Genomic DNA, 23,554 nt, shown 5'->3' on the forward strand with positions numbered 1-23,554 from the left:
CTTCTGAGCACGCCTGCGATCGCAGAATAAGGTGCGATTTCGTATCCAGATACGTGACTGAGCTTGGTTAATTGGCACCAGGGTATTTATGGTTGGGCGTACTTGGGACGCGAACAGCACCGATCTAGGAGTAAAACGCCTGGAGCATCCGTGTCCATCAGTCAGAATCTGTGTGAATCTGTGGTTATATATCAACGAATATCAGTGTTTATCAGTGAAAATCTGTGTAAATCTGTGGTTACAAATCGGCTGCGGGACTGGTATAATATTCCTAGACTGTGAGGAGAAAGGTGTCATGCAGGTCCGCAGAACTTTGGGTGACGTACTAAGGGAAGCGGGAATGATCACGGCCAGTCAGCTCGTTTCCAGTTTGAAGGAACAGAACAAGACCGGCGAACCCTTGTCAACAATCCTGATAAGAAAAGGTTATGTTACGGAACAGGAAATTGTGGATACTTTAACCGCGACATTGGGCATTCCTACCACCCGTTTAGATCCCCGCATGGTAGAGGCTGAAGCGATGGGGATGTTGCCCTCCTACCTGATTTGGCATTATCAAATCCTTCCTTTAACGCGCCAAGGTCAACATTTGACTCTAGCCATGGTAGATCCCCTGGATGAAAAGGCTATAGAAGAGGTCCAGAATGCTACGGGCTTGGAAGTAGTTCCAGTGGTAGTTAGGCAGAGCGATTTGACCTGGGCGGCAGGACAGTGCGTGTTCTCCAGTTCCAGCAGGATGAGGCGAGAAGAAGCGCGTTTGGATGAGACTTCAGTCGTACGGGTTCTCGATTCGCTTTTTGTTCAAGCCTTTCAGTGTCGGGCCAGTGACATTCATATTCAGCCTGAGGTTGAAGCGATAAGGATAAGGTTTAGAGTAGACGGTTCGCTCTTCGACGTTTTACACTTGCCCGTTAGCATAGGACCGGCCTTGGTCTCCCGCATCAAGGTTATGGCCAATCTAGACATTTCGGAAAAGCGCTTGCCCCAGGATGGACGGATCAAGTTAGAAATCGAGAGGCACAGTATTGACCTTCGGGTGGCTGTTATTCCAACCGTATACGGTGAACAAGTGGTATTGCGGGTTTTAGACCAGACCCGCGGAATACTCGATATTGAAGGGCTGAGGTTGGAAAGCTCGAACTTTGAACGTTTCATGTCTCTACTCGCTTGTCCCCACGGCATCTTGCTGGTTACCGGACCGACCGGGAGCGGAAAGACCACTACGCTCTATACGATGCTTCGTTTCCTCAACTCTCCAGACCGCTGCATAATAACCCTTGAGGACCCGGTCGAGTACTCTTTGGCGGGAATTACCCAAATTCAGATGAACCCGCGGATCGGGCTTACTTTTTCCGATGGTCTCAGGGCGGTGTTTCGTCAGGACCCGGACATCATCATGGTGGGGGAAATAAGGGACACCGAAACTGCGCACCTCGCGGTTCAGGCGGCAATGACCGGTCACCTGGTACTGTCAACCCTCCATACCAACACCGCCGTAGGCAGCATAACGAGATTGTTGGACATGGGAATAGAGCCATACCTCATTTGTTCTTCCTTGAGAGGGGTTGTGGCCCAGAGGCTGGTGCGGATGATTTGTTCTCTGTGTGCCGAAGAATACCTCTTGGATGAGTTTACTGCGGTCAGGATCGGCATGCCGGAATTGACAGGAAAGCGGTTTCGTCGGGGACGGGGTTGTCACTATTGCCGTATGACCGGTTATCAAGGCAGGGTGGCAGTGCAGGAGGTACTGGTCTTCAATCACGACTTGCGGGGTATGGTTATGAGCGATTCGTTTACAGAGGAAGAGCTGGAAACCGCTGCCCGGGAACAAGGAATGACAACCCTGCTGGAAGATGGTATAAGGAAGGCGCGAGAAGGGTTGACCAGCTTGGATGAGGTCATGAGGGTGGTTTACCTTGGAAATTGAACACAGGGAAACCGCGTTGGGATGCAGGTCGGGTCGCGGTAAGACCGGGTGCAGGTTTTCTCGAGACCAAGGGGCAGTTCTTGTGGTTACACTGGTCCTGGTTTTAGTCCTTCTGGTTCTGGGAAGCGCGGTTACCAACATCGTGTTTTGTGAAAAAATGATGGCTAGCTATCACCTGGCTTCGCAACAGGCTTTAATGTTGGCTGATTGTGGAATAGAGAGAGCACGAGCTGGGTTGGCCCGCGACGTTTCAGCCATATTGACCGAGCACAGTTTTGGCATGCAATTAGGCCAAGGTACGGTTTCGGTTGTAATTACCGCTCCCAACGGAAACGGTATGATAGAAGCACGCTCCCAGGCGGTCCTGAATAACGGGGCCAAAAAAACTATGACTGCGGAATTCGGTATTAGCCCTTATGTAGGGCTCTCAGCCAAACGGGTTGCTGTATCCGGAAGCGGTCTTTGTACCGTGCAGGGAAATGCCGCCGTTCAACAGGCGGAAGGAATGTACCGGCAGGTAGGAAACAGATACACGGGATTCGCGGTTTTGCACATCGACATAAACACTTTCAAGCAACTAGCTCAGATGTGCCCTGACGAGTGGCAGGTTTATTCTGGGCCCAAGGTATTGACAGCGGATGATTTTGCATTTTGCAGCAACGTTCTAGTTAACGGTGACGTGATCCTGGACAACAGTATAAGGGCGTGTCGTGAAGGTAGCTTATTGGTTTCGACCGGATCGGTTACTGTTTGCCCAGCACAGGAAGAAGGGAACAGCACTTTCGGTTTGAGTATCATCTGTGCCCAAGATTTGTCAATCTCGGCTAACCAAGACGCGGTTTTGATCCCTAGCGGTTATCTCCATTCAAACACAAAGATAGCTTTTGACGTGGGAACCGCAGAGGGACCGCTGACCTTTGACGGCGTGATCGCGGCCGATGAAGTAACGGTCAACACCAACGGTGAGTTTGTTATCAGGGAGGGAAGAAGCGTTTTGTTGGCTAACGAAGTCTTAAAAGACACTGTACTCGGAAGCATGGTATCGTACCAGGAGGTCGCTGTATAGGGTAATGAAATGGTTGAGGGGTCGGTCGAGCGGGGTAGGGCTTGACCTGGGGAGCGAAAGTATAAAAGTAGTGCAGTTGAAGAGAGCGGGGGGAAGGTGCGTCATAGAGGCTTGGGGTAGGGGACCGGTTCCCCCCGGAACAGTCGACCGGGGATTGATCAGGGACAAGGGCGCGATTGCGGCGGCCATACGGAGGCTGCTTGAGGAAAAAGGGATTAGGAGCCGCAGGGTGGTTACGGCCGTACCCGCTTCGTTTTGCTATATCAAATGCATGGTTTTACCTTCTCTGGGGACCAGAGAGCTGAAGCAGGCGGCAAATTTACAGATAAAGAATTCCCTTCCTTGGCCGAGGGAAGATGCGGTCGTGGATGTGGCGGTGTATGGGCGATCTCCAGACGGCCGGGAAACAGAAGTGCTGGCGGTGGGAGTGAAAAAATCGATAGTACTGGATTTGAATCAGACCCTCCAGGAAGCTGGTCTCACCCCGGTGGTGGTTGAGATTCAACCGTTGTCTGCCTATCGCTTGTTGCATTCTCAGTGCGATAGCGGGGGGACCTTGCTGGTTGATTTAGGGGCGAGCGGAGTTCAGTTCGCCTATTTCGCTTATGGAAGGCTACAACTGGTTAGGAGCTTAGCCCTGGGTTACGTCGAGTATCAAAGACAGCCAGTGGTAGAGGATGTAGCTAGGGAAATACATAGAACCCTCGAATACGCTCAGGTACAGAAGGTTATGGTTGAGCCCACTCGGGTGGTGATTACCGGAGGCGGAGCCGAGAGAGAAGGGATGGGGGAAAAGCTCCAATCACTGTTACCCTACTGGCAGATTTCGGATGCATTGTCGCTGACGGGTTTTCCGGCAATATCAGACTCAGTCGCTCTACCTGGGCCATCATACTTGCCCGCTCTGGGGATGGCGTGGAGGGAGGTAATGGGTTAAGTGGAGACGGATGCGCGCATAAACTTGTTAGCTTCGCCGCTAAAAACACGTTTATGGACCAACACATGGTTTTGGACGGCTTTGATGGTGGTGGTAGCTTACGGTGTCATGATCGCGATGGGGTACAGTATTTACCAGACCAGGCAGCAGGCCCAGGAGCGCAATGCACTCTTATTGGAGAGCATTAGGCGCCAAGAAAACGTTTCGCTCGTCGTGCCCGATATAGCGGCCTCGCAAAAAGTGGTGAAGGGAAAGGCCTTAAAAATCAGGAAACTGGAAGAGAGCCGCATATTGATGACCAAGGTTTTGCTTAGGGTTGAAAAGCTGCTGCCTGCCGGCACGTGCCTTTCTGAGCTTTCAATCGACGAAAATAGCGTGGCTGTGAAGGGACTGGGGCCAGGCTATGCGGCCGTTGCTCAGGTTCTAAAAGGACTTACTGAACAATCGTTTTTTAAAGAAGCAGAGCTGGTGAGGTGCGAAGAAACGGAGGACGGTGGAGTGAGTTTTCATATCCAGGTGCAACTGAGCAGTTCTATTCGGGAGAGCGATCGCTGAGCATGGGTATAAGTAGGATCAAGGAATTTTCTGTACTGGTAATAGTAGTAGTGTCTTGGATTTTATTCTATAATTGTTTCTACCAGCCGCTACGGGAAGAGACGGCAAAAATTGAGATATGCAACGCCGGGCTGCAGAAAGAATTAGAAAAGACAAAGGCCGGGTCTGACAAACCGTCAAGCCTTCAAGCTACAAGAACCCAATTAGCAGCACTTGGCCGGGAGAACGATGCCCAGGTGCCTCATGAGCCAGGGAGGGACGAGTTACTGCTGTACCTTACTGAATTGGCACGGGCTAGCGGCATCCGACTGTCGAAAGTGGAACGTGTAACCCATGTTTCTGGTAAAGAGGAGCCCTTCCCCAGCTACGCGTTGAGATGCCGGCTAGAGGGAAAATACGAAGACTTGTGGTCGTTTTTGCAAGGTGTGGAAACGGGCAAACGATTTTTGTCGGTCGAAAAAATCAGGCTGTACCAGCAAGTGGAAGCTAATTCTCGAAGACTGAACCTTGCGCCAAGCGTGGCTGAACGGGAACTGGTGCCGTCACCGGGGAGCACTGACCAGGGAGAGCAGACGGATGAGACTATGCTACAGGAAAAGTCTGGTCTTATGGTGTGCGAGTGTACTATAGTCGTGTATTTTGATCCTTCTTTGCAAAAACTAGAAAATGAGAAAAGTTTGAAGACTGTTACGGCCCCAAATACCAGGGATAGGAGTCTTTTTCCTCAGCAGCCTTAAGTACCGGAATCACAAGGATAAGTTATGAAGATTACATTACAAAATCAGCGTAAATCTGCGTCTAATGAGCGATATTCATCTGTGGCTACGGGTCTACAATACGACGAGAGGAGCAAAGAGGCGTCATGATTGACCGAGAGCTGGTGCAAAAGGTCTTACGGGCGGTGATGAGCCGTGGGGTTGAGTTTGCGGAACTGTATGTTGAGAACCGGGCGGTTACTAGCGTTTTTTGCGAGGACAACAAGATCGAGCGCGTGCATAGCGGGAGCGAGAAGGGAGCGGGGATTAGGGTTATCAGCCAAGGCAACACCGCCTACGCTTTTACTAATGATCTGAGCGAACGAAGCCTTATAAGCGCGGCTTCTGTAGCAGCCCACGTGGTGAAGAACGCGAGCGAAAAGACGGATGTATCGCTTGACTTTAAGGTATTGAAGCCAGATTTTAGGCTGGCGATTGTTCGACGTCCGTCAGCAGTGGGGTTTGATTTCAAGATGGAGCAGGTCCTGGCTGCCAACGAAGCGGCACGGGAGCTGGGTTCCAACGTCAAACAGGTGACGGTCGGTTTGGCCGACATTGAACGAAAGGTACTGATCGTCAACTCTGAAGGTGACTGGGTGGAGGACGAAACTGCCAGGGTGCGTTTCGTGGTCAATGCAGTGGCGGCGAGAAACGGGCTGATTCAGACCGGGTACGAAGCCCTGGGCGCGGTCAAGGGCTGGGAACTACTTGAGGAAAAGTCTGCAACCGAGGTGGCTCGAAAAGCAGCCCGGCGTGCCTTGCTGATGCTAGAGGCACGGCCATGCCCGGCGGGAAGGATGCCGGTTGTCATGTCCTCCGAAGCCGGTGGGACGATGGTGCATGAGGCTTGTGGACATGGATTGGAAGCCGACTTGGTGCAGAAAGGGTTGTCGGTATACCGGGGCAAATTAGGGCAAAAGGTGGCTTCAGAATGCGTCAGCGTTATCGACGACGCTACTTTGCCGGGTAACTACGGCAGTTTTTGCTTTGATGATGAAGGAGTAAAAGCCGTTCGCAAGGTGTTGATTGACCGCGGGGTTTTGGTCGAATACATGTATGATCGGCTAACCGCGAGAAAGGAGAACCGCCAGTCGACCGGCAACGGGCGCAGGGAGTCGTATCAATACAAACCGATCCCTCGCATGACCAACACATTTATAGCCCCCGGCCGCGATGATCCCGAATCGATAGTAAAGAGCACTTCTCGAGGTCTTTTAGTCCGCAAAATGGGCGGCGGACAGGTAAACACTACCAACGGAGATTTTGTTTTTGAGGTTCAGGAAGGTTATATCATCGAAAACGGAGAGATAAAATACCCGGTTCGCGGGGCCACGCTTATCGGCAACGGGCCGGAGGCCCTCAATAACATCGATATGGTTGGATCAGACCTAGAGTTTGCCATCGGGCAGTGCGGTAAGGATGGGCAGGGGGTACCGGTTTCCGATGCCCAACCTACCATTCGTATCCGTGAATTGACGGTTGGAGGAACAGCCCTATAAAAAGGTCTAAGGCAGAAAAAGGTGGTGCGCTGATGCGGGACGAGTTGGTGAAGACAGGAGAACAGGTCGTGGAGATGTCCAGACAAAAAGGGGTAGAGGCGGAGGCGTTTCTGTTCTATAACCGGGAACTGGGCATAGAGGTGGCACAAGGAACAGTCGAGACCCTGGCAGAAGCAGAAGAATTAGGGATAGGAGTTAGGGTTATCAAAGAAGGCAGGGTAGGGTTCGCTTACAGCACGGATCTCGGTCCAGAGGCTTTGAACCAGCTTCTGGACCGGGCTGTCGAAAGTTCTAAATTTACCGCGAGCGATGAAAACAACAGCCTGCCGGCAGGACGATACCAGTACCCGGAGCTCAATGTATACGATCCCGAAGTGCGCCGGGTTAACGTTGAGGAGAAGATTCAGATGGCCCGGGATCTGGAATCGGCGGCACTTGCTTACGATCGCAGAATCAAGGTCATTGAAAAAGCAGCTTACGAAGATTCCGAGTTTGCTCTAGCCGTCTTTAATACCAACGGAATCAAAGCTTTTGAAAGGGGGGCTTTTTGTACCCTGTACGCTTACCTGGTGGCAGAAGAAGAGGGAGATGCCCAGACCGGCTTTGGGTATGCTGCTGCTAGGCGGGTAAAAGAACTAGATCCGGCCCGGGTGGGAAGGGAAGCGGCGCATAACGCGGTGCGCATGCTGGGGGCGAAAACGATAACTTCTAGATCGGTACCGTGTATATTTGAACCCTACGTTGTTACTAGCTTTCTAGGAGTTCTGGTTAACTCGGTCAACGCGGATTCCGTGCAGAAAGGCAAGTCTTTCCTGGCTGGCAAAATCGGACAAACAGTAGCTGCCGGCAATTTTACTCTTGTCGATGACGGAACTTCACCGCAAGGAATAGCCAGTTTCCCGTTCGACGGGGAAGGAGTTGCCACCCAACGGACGGTCTTGATCGATCGTGGAATACTGAAAGGGTTCTTGTACGATACCTACACTGCCAATAAAGCGAATACCAAGTCGACCGGGAACGGGGTCAGGGGATCGTTTCGCAGCCTGCCCGGGGTAGGTATCACCAATTTATTTGTTCTTCCGGGTGTGAGCAGACCCGAACAGCTGATAAAAGAGGTATCTCAAGGGCTCTTCGTGACCGAAGTTATGGGAATACACACCGCGAATCCGATTTCGGGAGATTTTTCAGTCGGAGCTGCGGGCATCTTGATTGAAAACGGGGAACTGACCAGACCGGTGCGAAGCATTACTATTGCCGGTAATTTACAGGAGTTTTTGCAGGGAGTGGAGGGCGTCGGAGAAGACCTCCGTTTCTTTGGCGGGATTGGAGCGCCCACCTTGAGAGTGAAGGGCTTGAGCATCGCGGGGGAATGAGATAATGCGGACGATTCTGGTGATAAACGGGCCTAACTTAAACCTTTTAGGAAGCCGGGAGCCGGAGCTATACGGAAACGTGACTTTGGAAGAGTTGAACCGAGAGCTGGAGACTGTCGCCCGGAAATGGGGGGTAAACATAGAGTTTTACCAATCCAATCACGAAGGCGAGCTTATAGATTGCATCCATGCAGCCAAAGGGAAAGCCGATTTTCTCATCCTGAATGCCGGGGCTTTGACCCATTATAGTATAGCCCTGCATGATGCCTTGAAGGCCGTGCGGCTGCCGGTTATCGAAGTACACCTGACCAATCCTTACGCCCGTGAAGAGTTTCGCCACCGGTCTTTGGTGGCACCGGTCGCCCTGGGGGGTGTCTTCGGGCTGGGAACCTTGAGTTACCGTTTAGCGGTCGAGGCGGCATGTTCTTTGCTGCGAGAACGAGGCGCGGATTAACACTTGATATTTGACGCTGATTTACGCTGATAGAATTCGAAGCGATTATTACTATGTAAAAGTCTCAATAGTATGAGGCTTCAAAAAACCGAATAATATGGTGATTTCACTGCAAAAACCCCTTCAGGTTGGCCGGTGCTTGTCTGTTTGCCCGTATGTAGCGCTAGGACCAATAATAGCCATAATATGTTAGGTTAAGACTATATGGTTTACCCTTTTCGCAGTGAAATCACGTATGATTATGTTTTTTAAAAAATCTGCGTAAATCAGCGTCTAAATCATATGGCGAGACGATGAGTTTCGTTTCTTCGGCGTGGGATAAGATAGTTAGGTAAAAATATCGGTCAGGATGGGGGGTGTCGGACAGAGGGTGGCTGTAGAAGGTTTGAGCAGGGTAGAGCGGCTAAGACGGTTGATGGAACGCCAAGGAATAGAAGCGATGGTGGTCACCAAAAGGGAAAACTGTCTTTACCTTTCCGGTTTTACTGGTACAGACGGCTTAGTTTTGGTTACCGGAGACAGGGTATACTTAGTAACCGATCGAAGATATACTGAGCAGGCGACGGTCGAGTGCCGGTGTTGGGAGGTAGTCGAGGCAGAATCCGATTACTTGCGGGTGATAGGGGAGCTGGCTCGAGGTCTCGGGCGGGTTGGATTTGAGAGCCGGCACCTTACTTATGATCAGTACCTACGACTGCGTAAAGAAATCGGCGATAGACTACAACCGCAAAGCGGGCTAGTCGAGGAGTTGCGGAAGGTGAAAGATGAGTCGGAGATAGCTTACATTGCCGAGGCTATCAGGATCGGTGACTGGGCATTCGAGAACCTGATTGCTAACATTGGGCCAGGTTGGGCAGAACGAGATATTGCTTGGGAAATGGTGAGGCTTCTGCGCCGCGGAGGCTGTACAAAGGAAGCTTTCGATATCATCGCGGTTTCCGGGCCCCGGGCTTCCCTACCTCACGGTCAACCTACCGATAAACGCATCGAACCGGGCGACATGTTGACCTTGGATTTTGGTGGTTTTTACTCGGGTTATGCTGGAGATACCACCCGCACGGTGGCTATTGAAACGGTTTCTAATCGCCTACGCGAGGTGTATTATCGGGTCTTGGAGGCCCAGGTTGCGGCCATAGAGACGGTGAGGGCTGGCGTAGCGTGCCGAGAAGTTGATAGAGCGGCCCGTTCATATCTTGAAAAACACGGATTAGGGCCGCATTTTGTCCATTCTACCGGCCACGGTTTGGGCTTGGAAGTGCACGAGGAACCGGCGGTCAGTTCGAAAAGTGAGGAAATCCTGGCCGAGAACATGGTTGTAACGATTGAGCCGGGGGTTTATATCCCCGGTTGGGGAGGAGTTAGGATTGAGGATGTCGTAATAGTAAAAGAAACAGGTTGTGAAGTTTTGACCAAAGCAGAAAAGAAGTTGCTTATTATTCAGTAGGAGGGGAAGGGCTTGATCTCTGTTAATGATTTCAGGACTGGATTGACCATCGAAGTAGAGGGCGATGTTTGGCAGGTGGTAGAATTCCAGCACGTTAAGCCCGGCAAAGGAGCTGCTTTTGTTAGGGCCAAGATGAAGAACATCCGGTCAGGAGCGGTCATAGAGCGGACTTTTCGAGCCGGAGAAAAGGTGCCGCGAGCCCGTCTAGACAAGAGAGAAATGCAGTACTTGTATAACGACGGTGAGGACTATATTTTTATGGATACCCAAAGCTACGACCAGATATCGCTTAGTAAGGACCAAATTGGCGACGGGATCAAGTACCTCAAGGAGCAGATGGTAATTCAGGTGTTACTTTATCAGGGACAGATCTTGGGGGTAGAAATGCCCAACTTTGTTGAATTAGAGGTCGTAGAAACAGAGCCTGGAATCAAGGGCGATACGGCCACCGGTGGGACCAAGTCAGCAGTACTCGAAACCGGGGCCACGGTTCAGGTTCCTCTTTTTGTGAACGTCGGGGATCGAGTCAGGATCGACACCAGAACCGGAGAGTATATTGAACGCGTTTGAAATAAAACCCCCTTTGGAGCGGAATAATACTATATAAATGAGTTGTGACCTGGTCCCGGAGGCAGAGATCAGGCGCGAGAAGGGGGATCGTGTTTGAAAAACTTGTCAGAAAGGATTAGCTATTTGAAAGGGTTGAGCGAAGGCATAAACGTGGCCGAGCTTGGCCCGCAGGGCAAGATTATGAACGGCATATTGGACGTGCTGGAGGGGGTAATAGACGACATTTGTGTTTTGCGGACGGAAATGGAAGAGTTTAAGGAGTATGTCCAAAGCATTGATGATGACCTGAACCTGCTGGAAGAAGACATATACGGCGACGATTGCATCTATATGACCTGCAAGAAGTGCGGAGAAGAGGTGTACTTCGATGCCGACGTTTTGGAAGATGACGACGTTATTGAGATCATATGTCCCAAGTGCAACGAGGTTGTTTTCGTCAACGATGGTTCCTTTGACTTTGAACCCTCGGTGATGGAAAGCGGGATCGAGGGGGAGAACAGTCCGAGTCCAGACGGCCGGAATTCTGGATCTGCTGGTAATTAGAACTTTCCCAACTGGGTACGGATGAAGGATAGTCAGGTTCACGTTGGGAAGCTTTGAAAAGCTGTATGAAGTATGAGTGATTAGATCCGAAAGTACCACTACATTGTGGGTAGTGGTACTTTTGTTTTGCAAGCAATGGTGACCAAGAATCTTTCCCGGCGATAGATGCGGCAAGTCGTCACTTGAGCACAGTAGGGAAACTTTGGCTGAAACGTCGTAATTGTCTGTTTTTTTATGGGACAAGTTCTTTACGTTTACTTGTTCCTGTTTTCCCGACCGTAACCGGTTTTCGAGAACCAGGATTGGACGGATTTGAAAGCGAGCAGGGAAATTTCGAGCAACGTCGAATATGTCTTAAAAAACGGACACTTACCGGAATTAGCACGATAGCAGGCATTAATTGTTCTCACGGGGCGAGGTGGATGGTTCTGAATATAGCGAAAACTGATTTTAAAGTATGCCGGCTGCCGCAGGGTGACCGGAGATGACAAAAACACATTGGTTTGAGGGAAGCAACGTTGCTGAAGCTATCGCCAAGGCGGAGAGTGCTTTGAAGATATCCCGGGATAGGATGGAAATCGAGGTGATATATAAGGGAAGTCGTGGGTTCCTCGGCTTCGGTCGTGCTCCGGCTGTGATAAAGGTAAAAATGATTGACCAGGAAAGAGACGGGATAGATGACGACGAGCGGGTCCTAGAAGCCCTGGTACTTGATTTGGCAAGAGAGGCGACAGAGGACCGAGACGGCTTGGTAGGGGTAAAGGACGGAACAATAGTCGTTATTCCTCCTAGGGGTAACGGGCGTTATCCGACTGTTGCGCCGTGCCCCCAAATCAAGCTGAGAATTAACGGAATAACGCATACCAAGAGAACCGTAGTAACCGACAAGGACGAGATCGTATGTGAGGTAATTGCCCCGGAAGATCAGAGACTATACGAGATCGAGATTTCTAAAGACGGTCTGTGTGCCTATCTTACTGTATATCCTCCAGTCAGGAAGGTTAGAAGGCTTCGGGACGCGGAACCGGCAGCTGAGCTCGAGCTAGCGGTGGAAGAGTTTGAAGAGCCTTTACCTCCTCTGTCTGTCGACGAAGTGCTGCAGGCCCTGCGAGAAAAAGGAGTAGTATACGGGGTGGATGAGGAGAAAGTGAGGACAGCGGTGCTTAAAGCTAATGGGCTGCGTGTGGCCGTAGCTTTCGGCAGGCCTGCGGTACCTAGTAAGGACGGATACCTTGATCTAGTTTATGAGCGGCATACAGACACAACCGCAGCAAAGGATGAACAAAAAGTTGATTTTCGAGAACTGAACATTTTCGAGTCGGTAAAGGCGGGCGAGGTAGTGGCCAGAATAGTAGAACCGGTTCAGGGGCAGCCGGGGATGACGGTGACGGGGAAAGAGATAGGAGTTAAATTGCCTAGAGCCGCTCATTTTAGAGTTGGAAAAGGAGTTAGGCAGGTTGATGACCGATTGGTGGCAACGATAAGCGGGAGGCCCAAGGTCACGGGAAACCTGGTCGAAGTCTTGCCATTGTTATTGATTGAAGGCGATGTTGATATCAGTACGGGTAACATCAGGTTTTCGGGCGACGTCTTGATTAAAGGCAACGTTACTTCGGGCATGACTGTAAGCGCAGAAGGTATGATCAAGGTCTTGGGCATCGTAGAAAAAGCTCGGGTCACGGCTAGAGACGGGGTGGTTTGCCTGGATTCAGTAGTAAACTCAAGGGTACAGGCTGGGGGCGAGACGGCCGAGCTTAGCAAAGTGTTGCCTATGGCCAAACGCATCCTCCATGACCTGGAGATAGTCGAAGACGCTATTTGTCAAATTAACCTGCGCCTCCAATGGCGGGGAAAACAACCGGTTGCAGCTGGGAGGATAGTAGAAGTACTGCTGGAAAGGAAGCTGCGAGATCTCCCACGCATGGCCAAAGAGTTGCTCGAAGTGTGCGAAGAGAAGGGGCTTAGTCTGGAAGAGACTGAAGTCAACATGTTCAAATCGATAACAAATATGGTGCTTCATCCGGTTTCGAGTGTTGCTGTTCCCGGCAATCATAACGTGTCTGAATTGGTAAACAATCTAAAAGACTGGATATCAAACGCAGAATCCCGGATCAAGAGAAAATCCGAGGTCTATCTTCGGTATGCCTTGAACAGCGAGGTTTATGCTACGGGCTCGATAACTGTAGACGGCCAAGGGTGTTTCAACACCTTGCTCTCATCGGCTGAACGGGTTACCGTAAAGGGAACGCCTGGGGTATTCAGGGGAGGGCAGATAATCGCGGCTAACGACGTCTACGTGAGAGAACTGGGCTCTGAAGTAGGGGCTTTGACCAGGGTTAATGTAACGGAGAATCGCAGGGTTGTCTGCGAGCGCGTGTTGGGTAACGTTCTTATTGGAATTGGAAGACATTCGGTAAGAATAGATGAGCCTCGCGAGGGCCTGGTGGTCTGGATGGATGAGGAACGCAGGATAAGGATGAGGTGAGATGGTGCGGCTTGTAGTATGGCAGAATCGAGGAGTTGTTAACAACGATTTACTGAAAGCTTTGGCCTCACAGTCTGAATTGCGCGTAGTCGAGCATCATCCTCAGGTAAATGAGGTCGATATAGACGAAATCTTTATCGGTTGTTATAAAGATTCAGATGAAGTGAAGGCTTACGAGCAGTATATCATGTCTTTGGCAAGGCAGGCTGCTGGGGTGATAGTTGTGGTTCCTAGGCCTTGGGAACTGGAAGAGAAGATGTGGTCTTATTCGTGGCAACATCGGCTTTACCTGAGTGACCTCGTGCCTCCCGCTGGTTTTGGGCGTATCATAAGGTATACTGTCGATATGTTTAGGGCAGCACAACAGAGTGAATTCCTCAACAAATTGTATTTTCTTATGTTGCTTACCAAGATACACAGCGAAAGAGAAGATTGGGACAATGTGTTCAAGGGAATGCTCAGCGTACTAGTTTCGGAGTCGCAGGCGAGAAGAGGTTTATTGCTGGTATGGGAAGGCGCAAATGTAAGAGTAGTAGCCAGTGAAGGTTTTGCCGCAACCGATGACATGGTACAGGGCTTTATGAATTCTCTTTCGGACAAAGACGTGGCCAAAACAAGCGATGAATGCTTGTACTGGTTTGAGGAGTTGGTCAGGGGTATGGGATACAGTTGCCGGCAAGAAGATATACATATGTTTCTTCTTAGGGCTAGGGGACAAGAGATTGGCTGGCTTTGTTTGCACGGTTCCATGAATGAGATGGAGCTAAATGCGGTCAATGGAGTTTGCGATTATTTAGCTTCGCTACTCTACATATATGAACTGGAGAAAGGGTATGCGGGCAACATTGCAACATGGAAGGATAGCAAGAAATCAGGGGATATGCCGGGCAACGGAGTGTGAATCCCCGGGGGATCCAACACTATTTCAAACGGCTCTGTCGGTTCAAACTGGCAGAGCCGTTTTAGTTTGCCCGTGTTTCTGTAGCTGTTGATTGCCAGTGCCAGCCAGGTATTCCAGTGTTTCTTCTGTTTGGCATAATTTCACCCTTAAGCCAATAAGTATTAAATACGGGAGGTGAGTTGTGCTTGGCGAAAATTGAGGACAAGATACGCGGACAAATAATTCCATATTTGTCGGGGCCGATAAAGGAGATAGTAGGGGCGCTGCCCGCAGAAAGGCTAAGGAAATTGGAAGAGATACGATTGAGGGTTGAACGTCCTTTACTGGTCAGGTTGGGAGATGAGGAGTATGCTGTCAAAGTCACAGGCGAACTCACCAAGCAGTATAACCTCGGATACACGGTAGGAGAAGAAGACCTGGAGCGTACCTTGGCCTCCGTTAGCCAGAGTTCGATCTATGCCCTGGAAGAAGAATTAAAGCGAGGGTTTATCACCTTGAGGGGTGGACACCGGGTTGGTCTGGCGGGGAGAGTGGTGCTGGCCCAGGGAGAGATTAAAACGATGCGGGATTTTTCGGGGCTGGCGTTCAGGGTGGCGCGAGAGATGGTAGGTTGCGCCGAGCCGATAGCAAGCCGTTTGATTGTAACCGGGCGCAGGATATTAAATACCCTTATTGTTTCCCCGCCTCGCTGCGGCAAGACCACTTTGTTGCGGGATTTGACCAGGTTGTATTCGGACGGGCCGGCCAATCTCAACGTGGTCGTGATCGACGAGCGTTCAGAAATAGCAGCCTGTTACCAGGGAATTCCACAGCTCAACGTCGGAAACCGCACCGATGTGCTGGATGGTTGTCCCAAAGCATTGGGGATGATGATGGCGGTAAGATCGCTTTCGCCTCACCTCGTCGTGGTGGACGAAATCGGACGCCCGGCGGATGCGGAGGCTCTACAAGAATGCGTTAACGCCGGAGTATCGGTTATTGCCACCGCTCACGGTACTGACCTCGAAGATATAAGCCGCCGCCCGATCATGGCTGGTCTATTAGCCAGCGGTGTGTTCGAAGCACTAGTGGTCTTGTCTCGAAGAAAGGGTCCGGGTACGGTTGAGGCGGTATATCGCAACCCGAGTTCAGGCGGTAATTCTGTTTCCAAAACGGGCCACGGATAGACAACGGATTAACGCAGATTAACACAGATTGTTGAAAATTATACCACATTTTGACAGCAGGTGTTAAGGGGTTGGTTGCTATGCTGGTAAAAATCGTGGGAGGTTTGTTGACGTTTTTGGCCTGCGGGGCTTATGGTTTGGCCGGTGCCAAAAGTCTGGACAACCGCGTGAGGCAATTAAAGTCAATCCGTTTTGCTCTCGCAATTTTAGAAAAGGAGATTACTTATCTGCAGAACCCTCTTCCGCGCGCATTGCAGAAAACGGCTCTACTGGCAGAGCCTCCTACCCGTCAGTTCCTGGCGGTTGCTGCAGGATGCCTTGAACGTAGAGGAGGCGTAACCGCCGAAGAAGCGTGGCTGGAGGGAATAAAGACCCTTCAGGAAAACTCGGATCTGAGCGAGACTGACCTGTTCTTATTACAATCTTTCGCTTCGCGCCTGGGAATGTCCGATACTGAAGAGCAAAAAAAAGCTTTCCAACTGCTGGGTGAAGAGATAAAACAATTGGAAGATTCAGCTTTTAAGACTGCGGCTACAGAAAAAAAACTATGGACCTACGGGGGGTTTCTTCTGGGAACCCTGGTTGTACTTCTATTGCTGTAAAGGGGTGGGTGTTCGTGGATACCGCTATAATATTTAAGATTGCAGGCATTGGCATTCTCATTTCCGTTCTGAGTATAGTTCTTAAACAGGCGCAAAAAGAGGAGCAAGCCCAGATGCTCACCCTGGCCGGGGTGATAGTTGTCTTGATTATTCTGGTCCAGCTTTTGAGCCAGCTGTTCACCATGGTCAGGACCGTGTTTGACCTTTAAGCCGTTGTACTAAACCGGCTTGTTAGCGGAGGGGAAAAGGTTAATGGAGATTGCCCGGCTAGTCGGGATAGCATTGGTTACCACCGTATTTCTGATGTTTTTGCGCCAAGAAAAACCACAAATAGCGGTTCTTCTTAGTATTGCTTTTGGTATCGTTGTCTTCTTTATGATTATAGGGAAGCTTTTTTCTGTGGTTCAGGTGGTGAGCCAGCTTTCTCGGAAGGCAGAAGTCAATTTCTTTTTTGTTTCGACTGTGCTCAAAATCTTGGGGGTTGCTTATTTGGCCGAGTTTGCCTCTGTAATCTGCCGCGATGCCGGTGAGCAAGCCGTTGCCCAAAAAGTCGAGTTTGCGGCCAAAGTGATCATTGCAGTATTGGCTTTGCCGATTCTGGTGGCGATACTCGAATCCATTATGGACATTATGCCCGGATAGGCGGTGGGACCCGGTGCTAAAGGTGAAGAAGTTGTGGCTTATCGGAGTAACGTTAATACTTGCTCTTCTAAGTTGGAGCAGGCCCGTGCTAGCCGGAGATTCATCGCAGGCAGCATCGGTTACCTGGGAGGAGGGTTTAGATAGTCTGGATCTCCGAGAAATGGAGAAGTACAAAAACGAGATAGACGGGGAGTTATCAGCCTATTTACAAAAGGTGTCGTTGAAACAGTGGTTCATCGACTTTATTCAAGGCAAATGGGAGCTAAATGTGAAAGAGGTTTTGGGAAACCTTCTGCGGTTCTTTCTAGGAGAAGTGGCTGCCAACGCCGGACTGCTGGGCAAGCTTATGGTCTTGTCCGTGGTTACATCGCTTTTGGTCAATTTTCAGGCGGCTTTCGGAGGAGAGGGAACCAGCAGGATATCATATATGGCCGCCTTCATGGCTTTAATGGCGGTAGGGATCGCATCTTTTCGTTATGCCTTGGGCCTGGGACAGCAAACGGTTACGGATATGTCCGATTTTATGGTGAGTGTGTTGCCACAAATGACGGTTTTGGTGGCGGGGATGGGAGGGATCAACACCTCTACTGCCTTGTTTCCTCTAATGATGACTGCTTGCACTGCGTGTGCCAGTGCTATCCAGCATGTGGTCTTCCCGCTGGTTGTTTTTTCCGCAGTGCTGCACCTGGTAGACACTGCAGCCGATACAGTGCAGGTGCAGAAACTGGGGAAACTGCTTTCGAGTGCGGCCATAGTAGGGTTAGGGCTGTTCATGACTGTTTTCGTAGGGTTGTTAGGACTCAGAACCGTCTACGGAGCAGTATTGGACGAAGTAACTCTCAAGACCACGCAGTTTGCAACCAGCTTCTTCCCTGTAATCGGGAAACTGTTATCGGAGGCCCTGGAATACACGCTGGGCTATATGGCGATCTTGAAGCACGCTCTTTCCATCTTCGGTTTGGTGATAGTCTTCGGCATTTGCATCTTCCCGGTTTTGAAGATAGGGGCCATCGTTCTCATTTACAAACTGTCGGCCGCTCTGGTAGAGCCGCTGGGTGATGCCAGGACAGCCCAGGCCTTGGATATCATGGCTAAACACCTGACATTGGTCTTGGCCTCGGTGGTGGCCGTCGCTTTAATGTTTTTCATAATGATTACGGTGCTCGCCGGTATCACTAACCAGCCTTTGTTGCTCAAGTGAGGTGCTGGACTTGAGTCTTATTTCAGACATGGTGCGAAACCTGGCGGCGATAGCTCTTCTGGCCGGTTTCTTAGAAATCATGTTACCTTCTAGCAGCTTGCGCCCGTTTGTAAGGTTTGCCATAGGCCTTTTCGTGGTCATAGCAGTGCTAAACCCGACTTTGAAATTTGTTAACCAAACCCAGGATTTGGCTATGGAAGCGTGGGAGGTAAAGTACCCAGAAAAGCAGACGGAAATGGCAGTACATCAAGGGGAAGCTTTGCGAAACAAGATGTTAAAGGAGGCGTCGAACCAGCTAAAAGCCAAGACCGAGGGACAAGTAGCTGCTATAGCTTCTTTGGTTCCTGGGGTTGAATCATTACGGGCCGAGGTCAAACTGGATGACCAAGGCAAAATATCTCACCTGGTCCTAATCGTCGGTTCCAAGCCAAAACAGGACAAGTCGGAAACATTCCAGGTCGACGCGTTTATAGCCAGCGGACGCGACAGAGAACAGAAAAAGGGCATTGAACAAAAACTCATAGACCTCGTTAAGAATCTCTACGGGCTGGAACCGGAACAGGTTAAAGTGGAGTTTGAGGGGGGTTAACATGTCGGGAGAAGCAGTTAAGGAGAAGAAGAGATATCTGCCTCTAGGTGGTTCGGGGAACAAGATTCAAACTTACTTGAAGTCACGTTGGGCCTTGGCTTGTTTGGCAGTCTTGGGGATAATACTCCTGATGTGGCCGGTATCAAGCAGTCGCCAGGGCACGACAAAGCCGGAGCAAAGCGCGTTGTCTTCGGGGAAAGGGACATCGGTTAAGGCAGATATGGAGCGGGAACTGGCCGGTATTTTATCGCAGATTGAAGGTGCAGGGCAAGTCGAGGTCAGCCTGACTTTGGTTTCGGAAGGAGTCAATTCGTACGCTGTTAACACCAAAGAACAGAAGACATCGTCCGAGGAAACCGACAAGGACGGGGGGGTACGCAAGACCACAGACACCAATACATCCCAAGACTTGGTAGTTATGGGCAGTCAATCACCGTTGCTCGTGGAAAAGAAGGCTCCGCAGGTGAAGGGGGTTTTAGTGGTGGCTGACGGGGCGGCGAACCCGGCAGTCAAAGAGCAAATCACCAGAGCAGTCGAGACTTTGCTGGATCTTCCTGCTACTCGGGTGCTAGTTTTACCCCGAGAATAAAAAACGGAGGAACACGAATGGGGGGATTCTACCAATGGTTCTTAAGTTGGATAAAAAGGCTATTTACCTGGTGGTAGGTTTTTTCTTACTGGCAATTTGCAGTTGGGTAATACTGGCGGGGAGGTCAGTACCCGAACGTGAGAAGGAGACCACTCCAGTTACTAGTTCTGTATCTACGAAGAAGCCGGTGACGGTGGGGCGAGACCAGGGTTTTTTCTCGGAGTACAGGTTAGAAAGGGAACGAACCCGAGATCAGCAGGTGGAACTGCTACGGGAAATGCTCAATAACGCCAACCTGGACCAAAAATCCCGAGAAAAGGCTGCGGCCCGTTTGGTGGAGATATCTATGACCATAGACCGGGAGATGAAAGCGGAAGCCTTGGTCAAAGCCAGGGGGTACGAGGATTGCGTGGTCATCGTACAACCCTCTCTTACTACGGTAATCGTATCCTACAAAGGAGCGGCCATTCCTCTGGATGAGGAAAACGAATTAAAGAAACAGGTGGCCAGCGTTATCCAGTGTCGCCCCGATCACGTATGCGTTATCACAAGGGCTTCAGTTAAATGAGAATCTAACCCATGGTAACCGTTCCCTGTATCTCCGCTAGTTCCCACCCAAATTCGGAACCATTTCTGTTTTGCACGTGCAAAATGAGAACCGTCCCCAATTTGCGTTTTGGGGATAAGCGTGGATAAGCGTGTATACTTGCTCGAAACCATGGCAAGCTGTTGAATTTGACTTTCGGTCTCTCTATAATATAAGAAGGTTGCTAAGGCCCTATATATACTTAATATTTTTGCATCAGTATGATTACCTGAACGCGTAGCCGAGGATAAACAAGTGATGGTCATCTAAACGTACGGGGGACGAGTAGGATGGAAGCCCGTAATACTCAGGTCGGCAAGGCCTGAGTTAATTTTTAGCCAGCAAGCCCCTACAACTGCAGTTCCGGGGAGGTCTAAAATGAAGAGATTGAGAATAACGGATACCAGCCTGAGAGACGCGCACCAAAGTCTCTGGGCCACTAGGATGACTACTGAGGACATGATACCGGTCTTGGAACAGCTCGACAACATAGGCTACCATTCGCTGGAAGTTTGGGGTGGAGCTACTTTCGATGTTTGCCTGCGCTACCTCAACGAGGATCCGTGGGAACGGTTGCGTACTATTCGGAAGTACGTCAAGAAAACACAGCTGCAGATGCTGCTGCGCGGGCAGTCCCTGGTCGGGTACAGTCATTACCCGGATGATATAGTGGAGAAGTTTGTGGAGAAGGCGGCGGAAAACGGTATAGACATATTCAGGATATTCGATGCTTTGAACGATGTCAGAAACTTAGCCGTTCCGATGAAGGCTGCAAAGAAAGCAGGCAAACATGTACAGGCCTGCGTGGTATACACCATCAGTCCCGTTCATACCATGGACTATTTTGTTGAGACTGCTCTGAAGCTTAAAGACATGGGAGCTGACTCCGTCTGTATAAAGGATATGGCTGGCCTGCTCGCTCCTTACCAGGCCTACGAGTTGGTAAGCTTGCTCAAAGAAAAAGTCGAGTTGCCGATTCAGCTGCATACCCACTACATAGGAGGACTGGCAGTAGGGGCTTGCCTGAAAGCAGCTGAGGCCGGGGTGGACGTCGTGGATGCTGCGAGTGGTCCTATGGCTTTCGGTTCTTCTCAGCCTCCGGTTGAGACCATCGTCAGGGCCCTGCAGGGCACTCCGTGGGATACAGGACTCGACCTGCACGATCTGTTTGAAATCGCTTCCCATTTCGAGGAGATTCGAAAGCAAAAGGGTTTTGAGCGGGGGGTTACCCGCATCGCGGATATGAAAGTTTTTGAGCACCAGGTTCCGGGGGGCATGATTTCTAATTTTGTGGCTCAGTTGGAGGAGCAAAAAGCAGCCGACCGCCTGGGCGAGGTATTGGAGGAGATTCCAAAAGTCAGAAAAGATTTGGGATACCCGCCATTGGTAACTCCTACCAGCCAGATAGTGGGTATACAAGCGGTGCTCAATGTTTTGATGGGTGAAAGGTACAAGCTGTGCCCAGGGGAGGTAAAGGATTACGTGAGGGGGCTTTACGGTCGGTCCCCGGCGCCTATAGAACCCGAAGTAAGAAAGAAGATTATCGGCGAGGAAGAGGTCATAACTGTTCGACCTGCTGATTTGCTGGAACCGGGCTGGGAAAAGGCTCTAAAAGAAACCAAAGACGTGGCTAAGAACGAGGAAGATGTTCTCAGTTATGCCTTGTTCCCGCAAGTAGCCCTCAAGTTTTTCGCTTACCGCGATCAGGCTGGACAGACTCAAAGCGAAACTGAGGAAAAGCCTTTATTCAACGAAAAGAATGCGAGTCAGAGAGAAACAGAGAAACCTGCTGGCAGACAACCAACAAGGAAAGCACAAAAGAGAGTGACTGGCAAGGGGGGACAAGACATGGACATCGATGAGATTCGGGAGTTGATGCTGTTGTTCGACGATACCAGCATCGCAGAGTTGGAGTTGGAAGGGCCTGAGTACAAGTTGACTTTGCGCAAGAGTAGCCGTTCTGCCAGTTCCCCTGCCCGCGAACCGATTAGCGAAGGGGAGACAAGAGATAGAGAACCGGCAAAAACCCCCAGATATGAGGAGCTAGAACCGGAAGAGGACCTGGTCGCAGTAGTAAGCCCTATGGTAGGAACGTTTTACCGCGCACCGGCTCCAGACGCACCGCCGTTCGTGGAGATAGGGGATAGGGTCGAACCGGGGCAGACCTTGTGTATTGTCGAAGCCATGAAACTGATGAACGAGATAAAGTCCGAAGTCAAAGGCCGAGTAGTGGACATTCTGGTAGATAATGCTCACCCGGTTGAATACGGGCAGACCATGTTTTTGATAGCGAAGGAGTAGGTGATGGAATTGTTCACCAAGGTGCTGGTGGCAAACCGGGGAGAAATCGCAGTCAGGATAATCAGGGCTTGCCGAGAACTGGGGATCAAGACGGTGGCAGTCTATTCAGAAGCCGACCGTAACTCACTTCATGTAAAGTTGGCAGACGAAGCCGTGTGTATCGGGGGGGCCAGCAGCACCCGGAGCTACCTCAATATACCCAATATTGTGGCTGCTGCTAATATTACTAACGCTGATGCCATCCACCCCGGATACGGTTTCTTGGCAGAAAACGCTTATTTTGCCGAGATGTGTGAAACCTGCGATATAAAGTTCATAGGGCCAGGGTCCAAAGCTATCAACGCTATAGGGGACAAGATACGTGCTCGAGAAATGGTCAAGAAGGTAGGTGTCCCGGTCGTTCCAGGCAGCGAGGGGGCCGTCAAAGACCTGCGGCAGGCTCTGGAACTAGCGAACGAGATCGGGTATCCGGTCTTGATCAAGGCGGCGTCCGGCGGCGGCGGTCGCGGTATGCGCTTGGCCCACAACCCCAAAGACATGGAAAAGGCGTTGGCTACAGCTCAGGCTGAAGCCCAAGCCGCCTTCGGTGATGGTTCGGTTTACATAGAAAAGTATATAGAAGAACCTCGACACATCGAGGTTCAGGTATTAGGAGACGAACAAGGCGACCTAGTTTACCTGGGCGAGAGGGACTGTTCTATTCAGAGACGCAACCAGAAGTTACTAGAAGAAGCACCGTCCGTTTTCATAAACGAAGAAACACGGAAGCGTATGGGTGAGACGGCAGTGCTGGCCGCCCGGGCTGCCGGTTATTGCAGCGCGGGAACGGTAGAGTTCTTAGTAGACAAGCATCACAATTTCTATTTCATCGAAATGAATACCAGGATTCAAGTTGAACACCCGGTAACGGAGATGGTGACGGGCATAGACATCGTGAAAGAGCAAATTAGGATTGCAGCCGGGGAACCCCTTGGGTTTATTCAGGATCATATCAGGATCCACGGGTGGGCCATTGAATGTCGTATAAACGCTGAAGATCCCGATATAGATTTTCGACCCTCGCCAGGGACAGTCACAGAATACATCCCGCCCGGGGGACCGGGCATAAGGGTTGACTCGGCCTTATATGCCGGTTATTCCATTCCACCTTTCTACGATTCTCTTGTGGCCAAGGTCATCGCTTGGGGCAGGGACAGAAATGAGGCCATAGCCCGTATGGATCGAGCCCTGCGTGAGTTTACCATCAAAGGTATCAAGACGACCATTCCTTTTCATTTGAAGATACTTGAGAACGCCTTTTTCCAAAGAGGAGAAGTGTATACCAACTTCATTCAGAGGCGGATTAATCCCGACGGAAGGTAAAGTCGGT

General features: G+C 50.6%; 23 protein-coding genes. All 23 read left to right on the forward strand.

Annotated features, from left to right (window positions below; genetic code table 11):
* Positions 1 to 295: 295 nt before the first annotated feature.
* Positions 296 to 1,927 (forward strand): GspE/PulE family protein, encoded by a 1,632-nt coding sequence (locus tag HPY90_RS01075; protein WP_287190064.1) that lies wholly within the window; start codon positions 296 to 298, stop codon positions 1,925 to 1,927.
* Entirely contained in the window at positions 1,917 to 2,993 is a 1,077-nt protein-coding gene (locus HPY90_RS01080) for a PilX N-terminal domain-containing pilus assembly protein (protein WP_287190066.1), read from the forward strand. The genes HPY90_RS01075 and HPY90_RS01080 overlap by 11 nt, the downstream gene beginning before the upstream one ends.
* Before the next feature lie 4 nt (positions 2,994 to 2,997).
* Entirely contained in the window at positions 2,998 to 3,930 is a 933-nt protein-coding gene (pilM, locus tag HPY90_RS01085) for a type IV pilus biogenesis protein PilM (RefSeq protein WP_287190068.1), read from the forward strand.
* The gene (locus HPY90_RS01090; RefSeq protein ID WP_287190070.1) at positions 3,931 to 4,485 is read left to right on the forward strand and encodes a PilN domain-containing protein; all 555 of its coding nucleotides are present in this window, start codon (positions 3,931 to 3,933) and stop codon (positions 4,483 to 4,485) included.
* Between the two features lie 2 nt (positions 4,486 to 4,487).
* Complete coding sequence (locus HPY90_RS01095) at positions 4,488 to 5,222, forward strand: type IV pilus inner membrane component PilO (protein ID WP_287190072.1); 735 nt, start codon at positions 4,488 to 4,490, stop codon at positions 5,220 to 5,222.
* A 125-nt stretch (positions 5,223 to 5,347) separates the two neighbouring features.
* Positions 5,348 to 6,739 (forward strand): TldD/PmbA family protein, encoded by a 1,392-nt coding sequence (locus HPY90_RS01100; RefSeq protein WP_287190075.1) that lies wholly within the window; start codon positions 5,348 to 5,350, stop codon positions 6,737 to 6,739.
* Positions 6,740 to 6,771: 32 nt separating this feature from the next.
* Entirely contained in the window at positions 6,772 to 8,112 is a 1,341-nt protein-coding gene (locus tag HPY90_RS01105; protein WP_287190078.1) for a TldD/PmbA family protein, read from the forward strand.
* Positions 8,113 to 8,116: 4 nt separating this feature from the next.
* The gene (gene aroQ, locus HPY90_RS01110; RefSeq protein ID WP_287190081.1) at positions 8,117 to 8,566 is read left to right on the forward strand and encodes a type II 3-dehydroquinate dehydratase; all 450 of its coding nucleotides are present in this window, start codon (positions 8,117 to 8,119) and stop codon (positions 8,564 to 8,566) included.
* 370 nt (positions 8,567 to 8,936) lie between these two features.
* Entirely contained in the window at positions 8,937 to 10,010 is a 1,074-nt protein-coding gene (locus HPY90_RS01115) for a M24 family metallopeptidase (RefSeq protein WP_287190085.1), read from the forward strand.
* Positions 10,011 to 10,022: 12 nt separating this feature from the next.
* Positions 10,023 to 10,580, forward strand: coding sequence for an elongation factor P (gene efp / locus HPY90_RS01120; protein ID WP_013174596.1), 558 nt, complete (start codon positions 10,023 to 10,025; stop codon positions 10,578 to 10,580).
* A gap of 93 nt (positions 10,581 to 10,673) precedes the next feature.
* Positions 10,674 to 11,123 carry a CD1247 N-terminal domain-containing protein gene (locus HPY90_RS01125; protein WP_287190089.1) on the forward strand — a complete coding sequence of 150 codons (450 nt, stop codon included), beginning with the start codon at positions 10,674 to 10,676 and terminating at the stop codon, positions 11,121 to 11,123.
* Between the two features lie 484 nt (positions 11,124 to 11,607).
* Complete coding sequence (locus HPY90_RS01130) at positions 11,608 to 13,608, forward strand: flagellar assembly protein A (protein ID WP_287190091.1); 2,001 nt, start codon at positions 11,608 to 11,610, stop codon at positions 13,606 to 13,608.
* 1 nt (position 13,609) lies between these two features.
* The gene (locus HPY90_RS01135) at positions 13,610 to 14,509 is read left to right on the forward strand and encodes a hypothetical protein (RefSeq protein ID WP_287190094.1); all 900 of its coding nucleotides are present in this window, start codon (positions 13,610 to 13,612) and stop codon (positions 14,507 to 14,509) included.
* Positions 14,510 to 14,694: 185 nt separating this feature from the next.
* On the forward strand, positions 14,695 to 15,675 hold the full coding sequence (spoIIIAA, locus tag HPY90_RS01140) for a stage III sporulation protein AA (protein WP_287190097.1): 981 nt from the start codon (positions 14,695 to 14,697) through the stop codon (positions 15,673 to 15,675).
* Between the two features lie 80 nt (positions 15,676 to 15,755).
* Positions 15,756 to 16,277: a stage III sporulation protein AB gene (gene spoIIIAB / locus HPY90_RS01145; RefSeq protein WP_041432627.1), complete on the forward strand. Its 522-nt coding sequence runs from the start codon at positions 15,756 to 15,758 to the stop codon at positions 16,275 to 16,277.
* 14 nt (positions 16,278 to 16,291) lie between these two features.
* Entirely contained in the window at positions 16,292 to 16,486 is a 195-nt protein-coding gene (gene spoIIIAC / locus HPY90_RS01150) for a stage III sporulation protein AC (protein ID WP_013174602.1), read from the forward strand.
* Positions 16,487 to 16,529: 43 nt separating this feature from the next.
* Entirely contained in the window at positions 16,530 to 16,919 is a 390-nt protein-coding gene (gene spoIIIAD / locus HPY90_RS01155) for a stage III sporulation protein AD (RefSeq protein WP_013174603.1), read from the forward strand.
* 13 nt (positions 16,920 to 16,932) lie between these two features.
* Entirely contained in the window at positions 16,933 to 18,120 is a 1,188-nt protein-coding gene (spoIIIAE, locus tag HPY90_RS01160; RefSeq protein ID WP_287190106.1) for a stage III sporulation protein AE, read from the forward strand.
* Between the two features lie 10 nt (positions 18,121 to 18,130).
* Positions 18,131 to 18,709 (forward strand): stage III sporulation protein AF, encoded by a 579-nt coding sequence (locus tag HPY90_RS01165; protein ID WP_013174605.1) that lies wholly within the window; start codon positions 18,131 to 18,133, stop codon positions 18,707 to 18,709.
* A gap of 1 nt (position 18,710) precedes the next feature.
* The gene (locus tag HPY90_RS01170; RefSeq protein WP_287190109.1) at positions 18,711 to 19,298 is read left to right on the forward strand and encodes a SpoIIIAG-related protein; all 588 of its coding nucleotides are present in this window, start codon (positions 18,711 to 18,713) and stop codon (positions 19,296 to 19,298) included.
* A gap of 34 nt (positions 19,299 to 19,332) precedes the next feature.
* On the forward strand, positions 19,333 to 19,866 hold the full coding sequence (locus HPY90_RS01175) for a SpoIIIAH-like family protein (protein ID WP_287190112.1): 534 nt from the start codon (positions 19,333 to 19,335) through the stop codon (positions 19,864 to 19,866).
* A 396-nt stretch (positions 19,867 to 20,262) separates the two neighbouring features.
* Complete coding sequence (gene accB / locus HPY90_RS01180; protein WP_287190115.1) at positions 20,263 to 22,185, forward strand: acetyl-CoA carboxylase biotin carboxyl carrier protein; 1,923 nt, start codon at positions 20,263 to 20,265, stop codon at positions 22,183 to 22,185.
* Positions 22,186 to 22,194: 9 nt separating this feature from the next.
* Positions 22,195 to 23,547: an acetyl-CoA carboxylase biotin carboxylase subunit gene (accC, locus tag HPY90_RS01185; protein WP_287190184.1), complete on the forward strand. Its 1,353-nt coding sequence runs from the start codon at positions 22,195 to 22,197 to the stop codon at positions 23,545 to 23,547.
* The last annotated feature ends 7 nt before the right edge of the window (positions 23,548 to 23,554 follow it).

The organism is Syntrophothermus sp. (assembly GCF_013314835.1).
Lineage (GTDB): Bacteria > Bacillota > Syntrophomonadia > Syntrophomonadales > Syntrophothermaceae > Syntrophothermus > Syntrophothermus lipocalidus.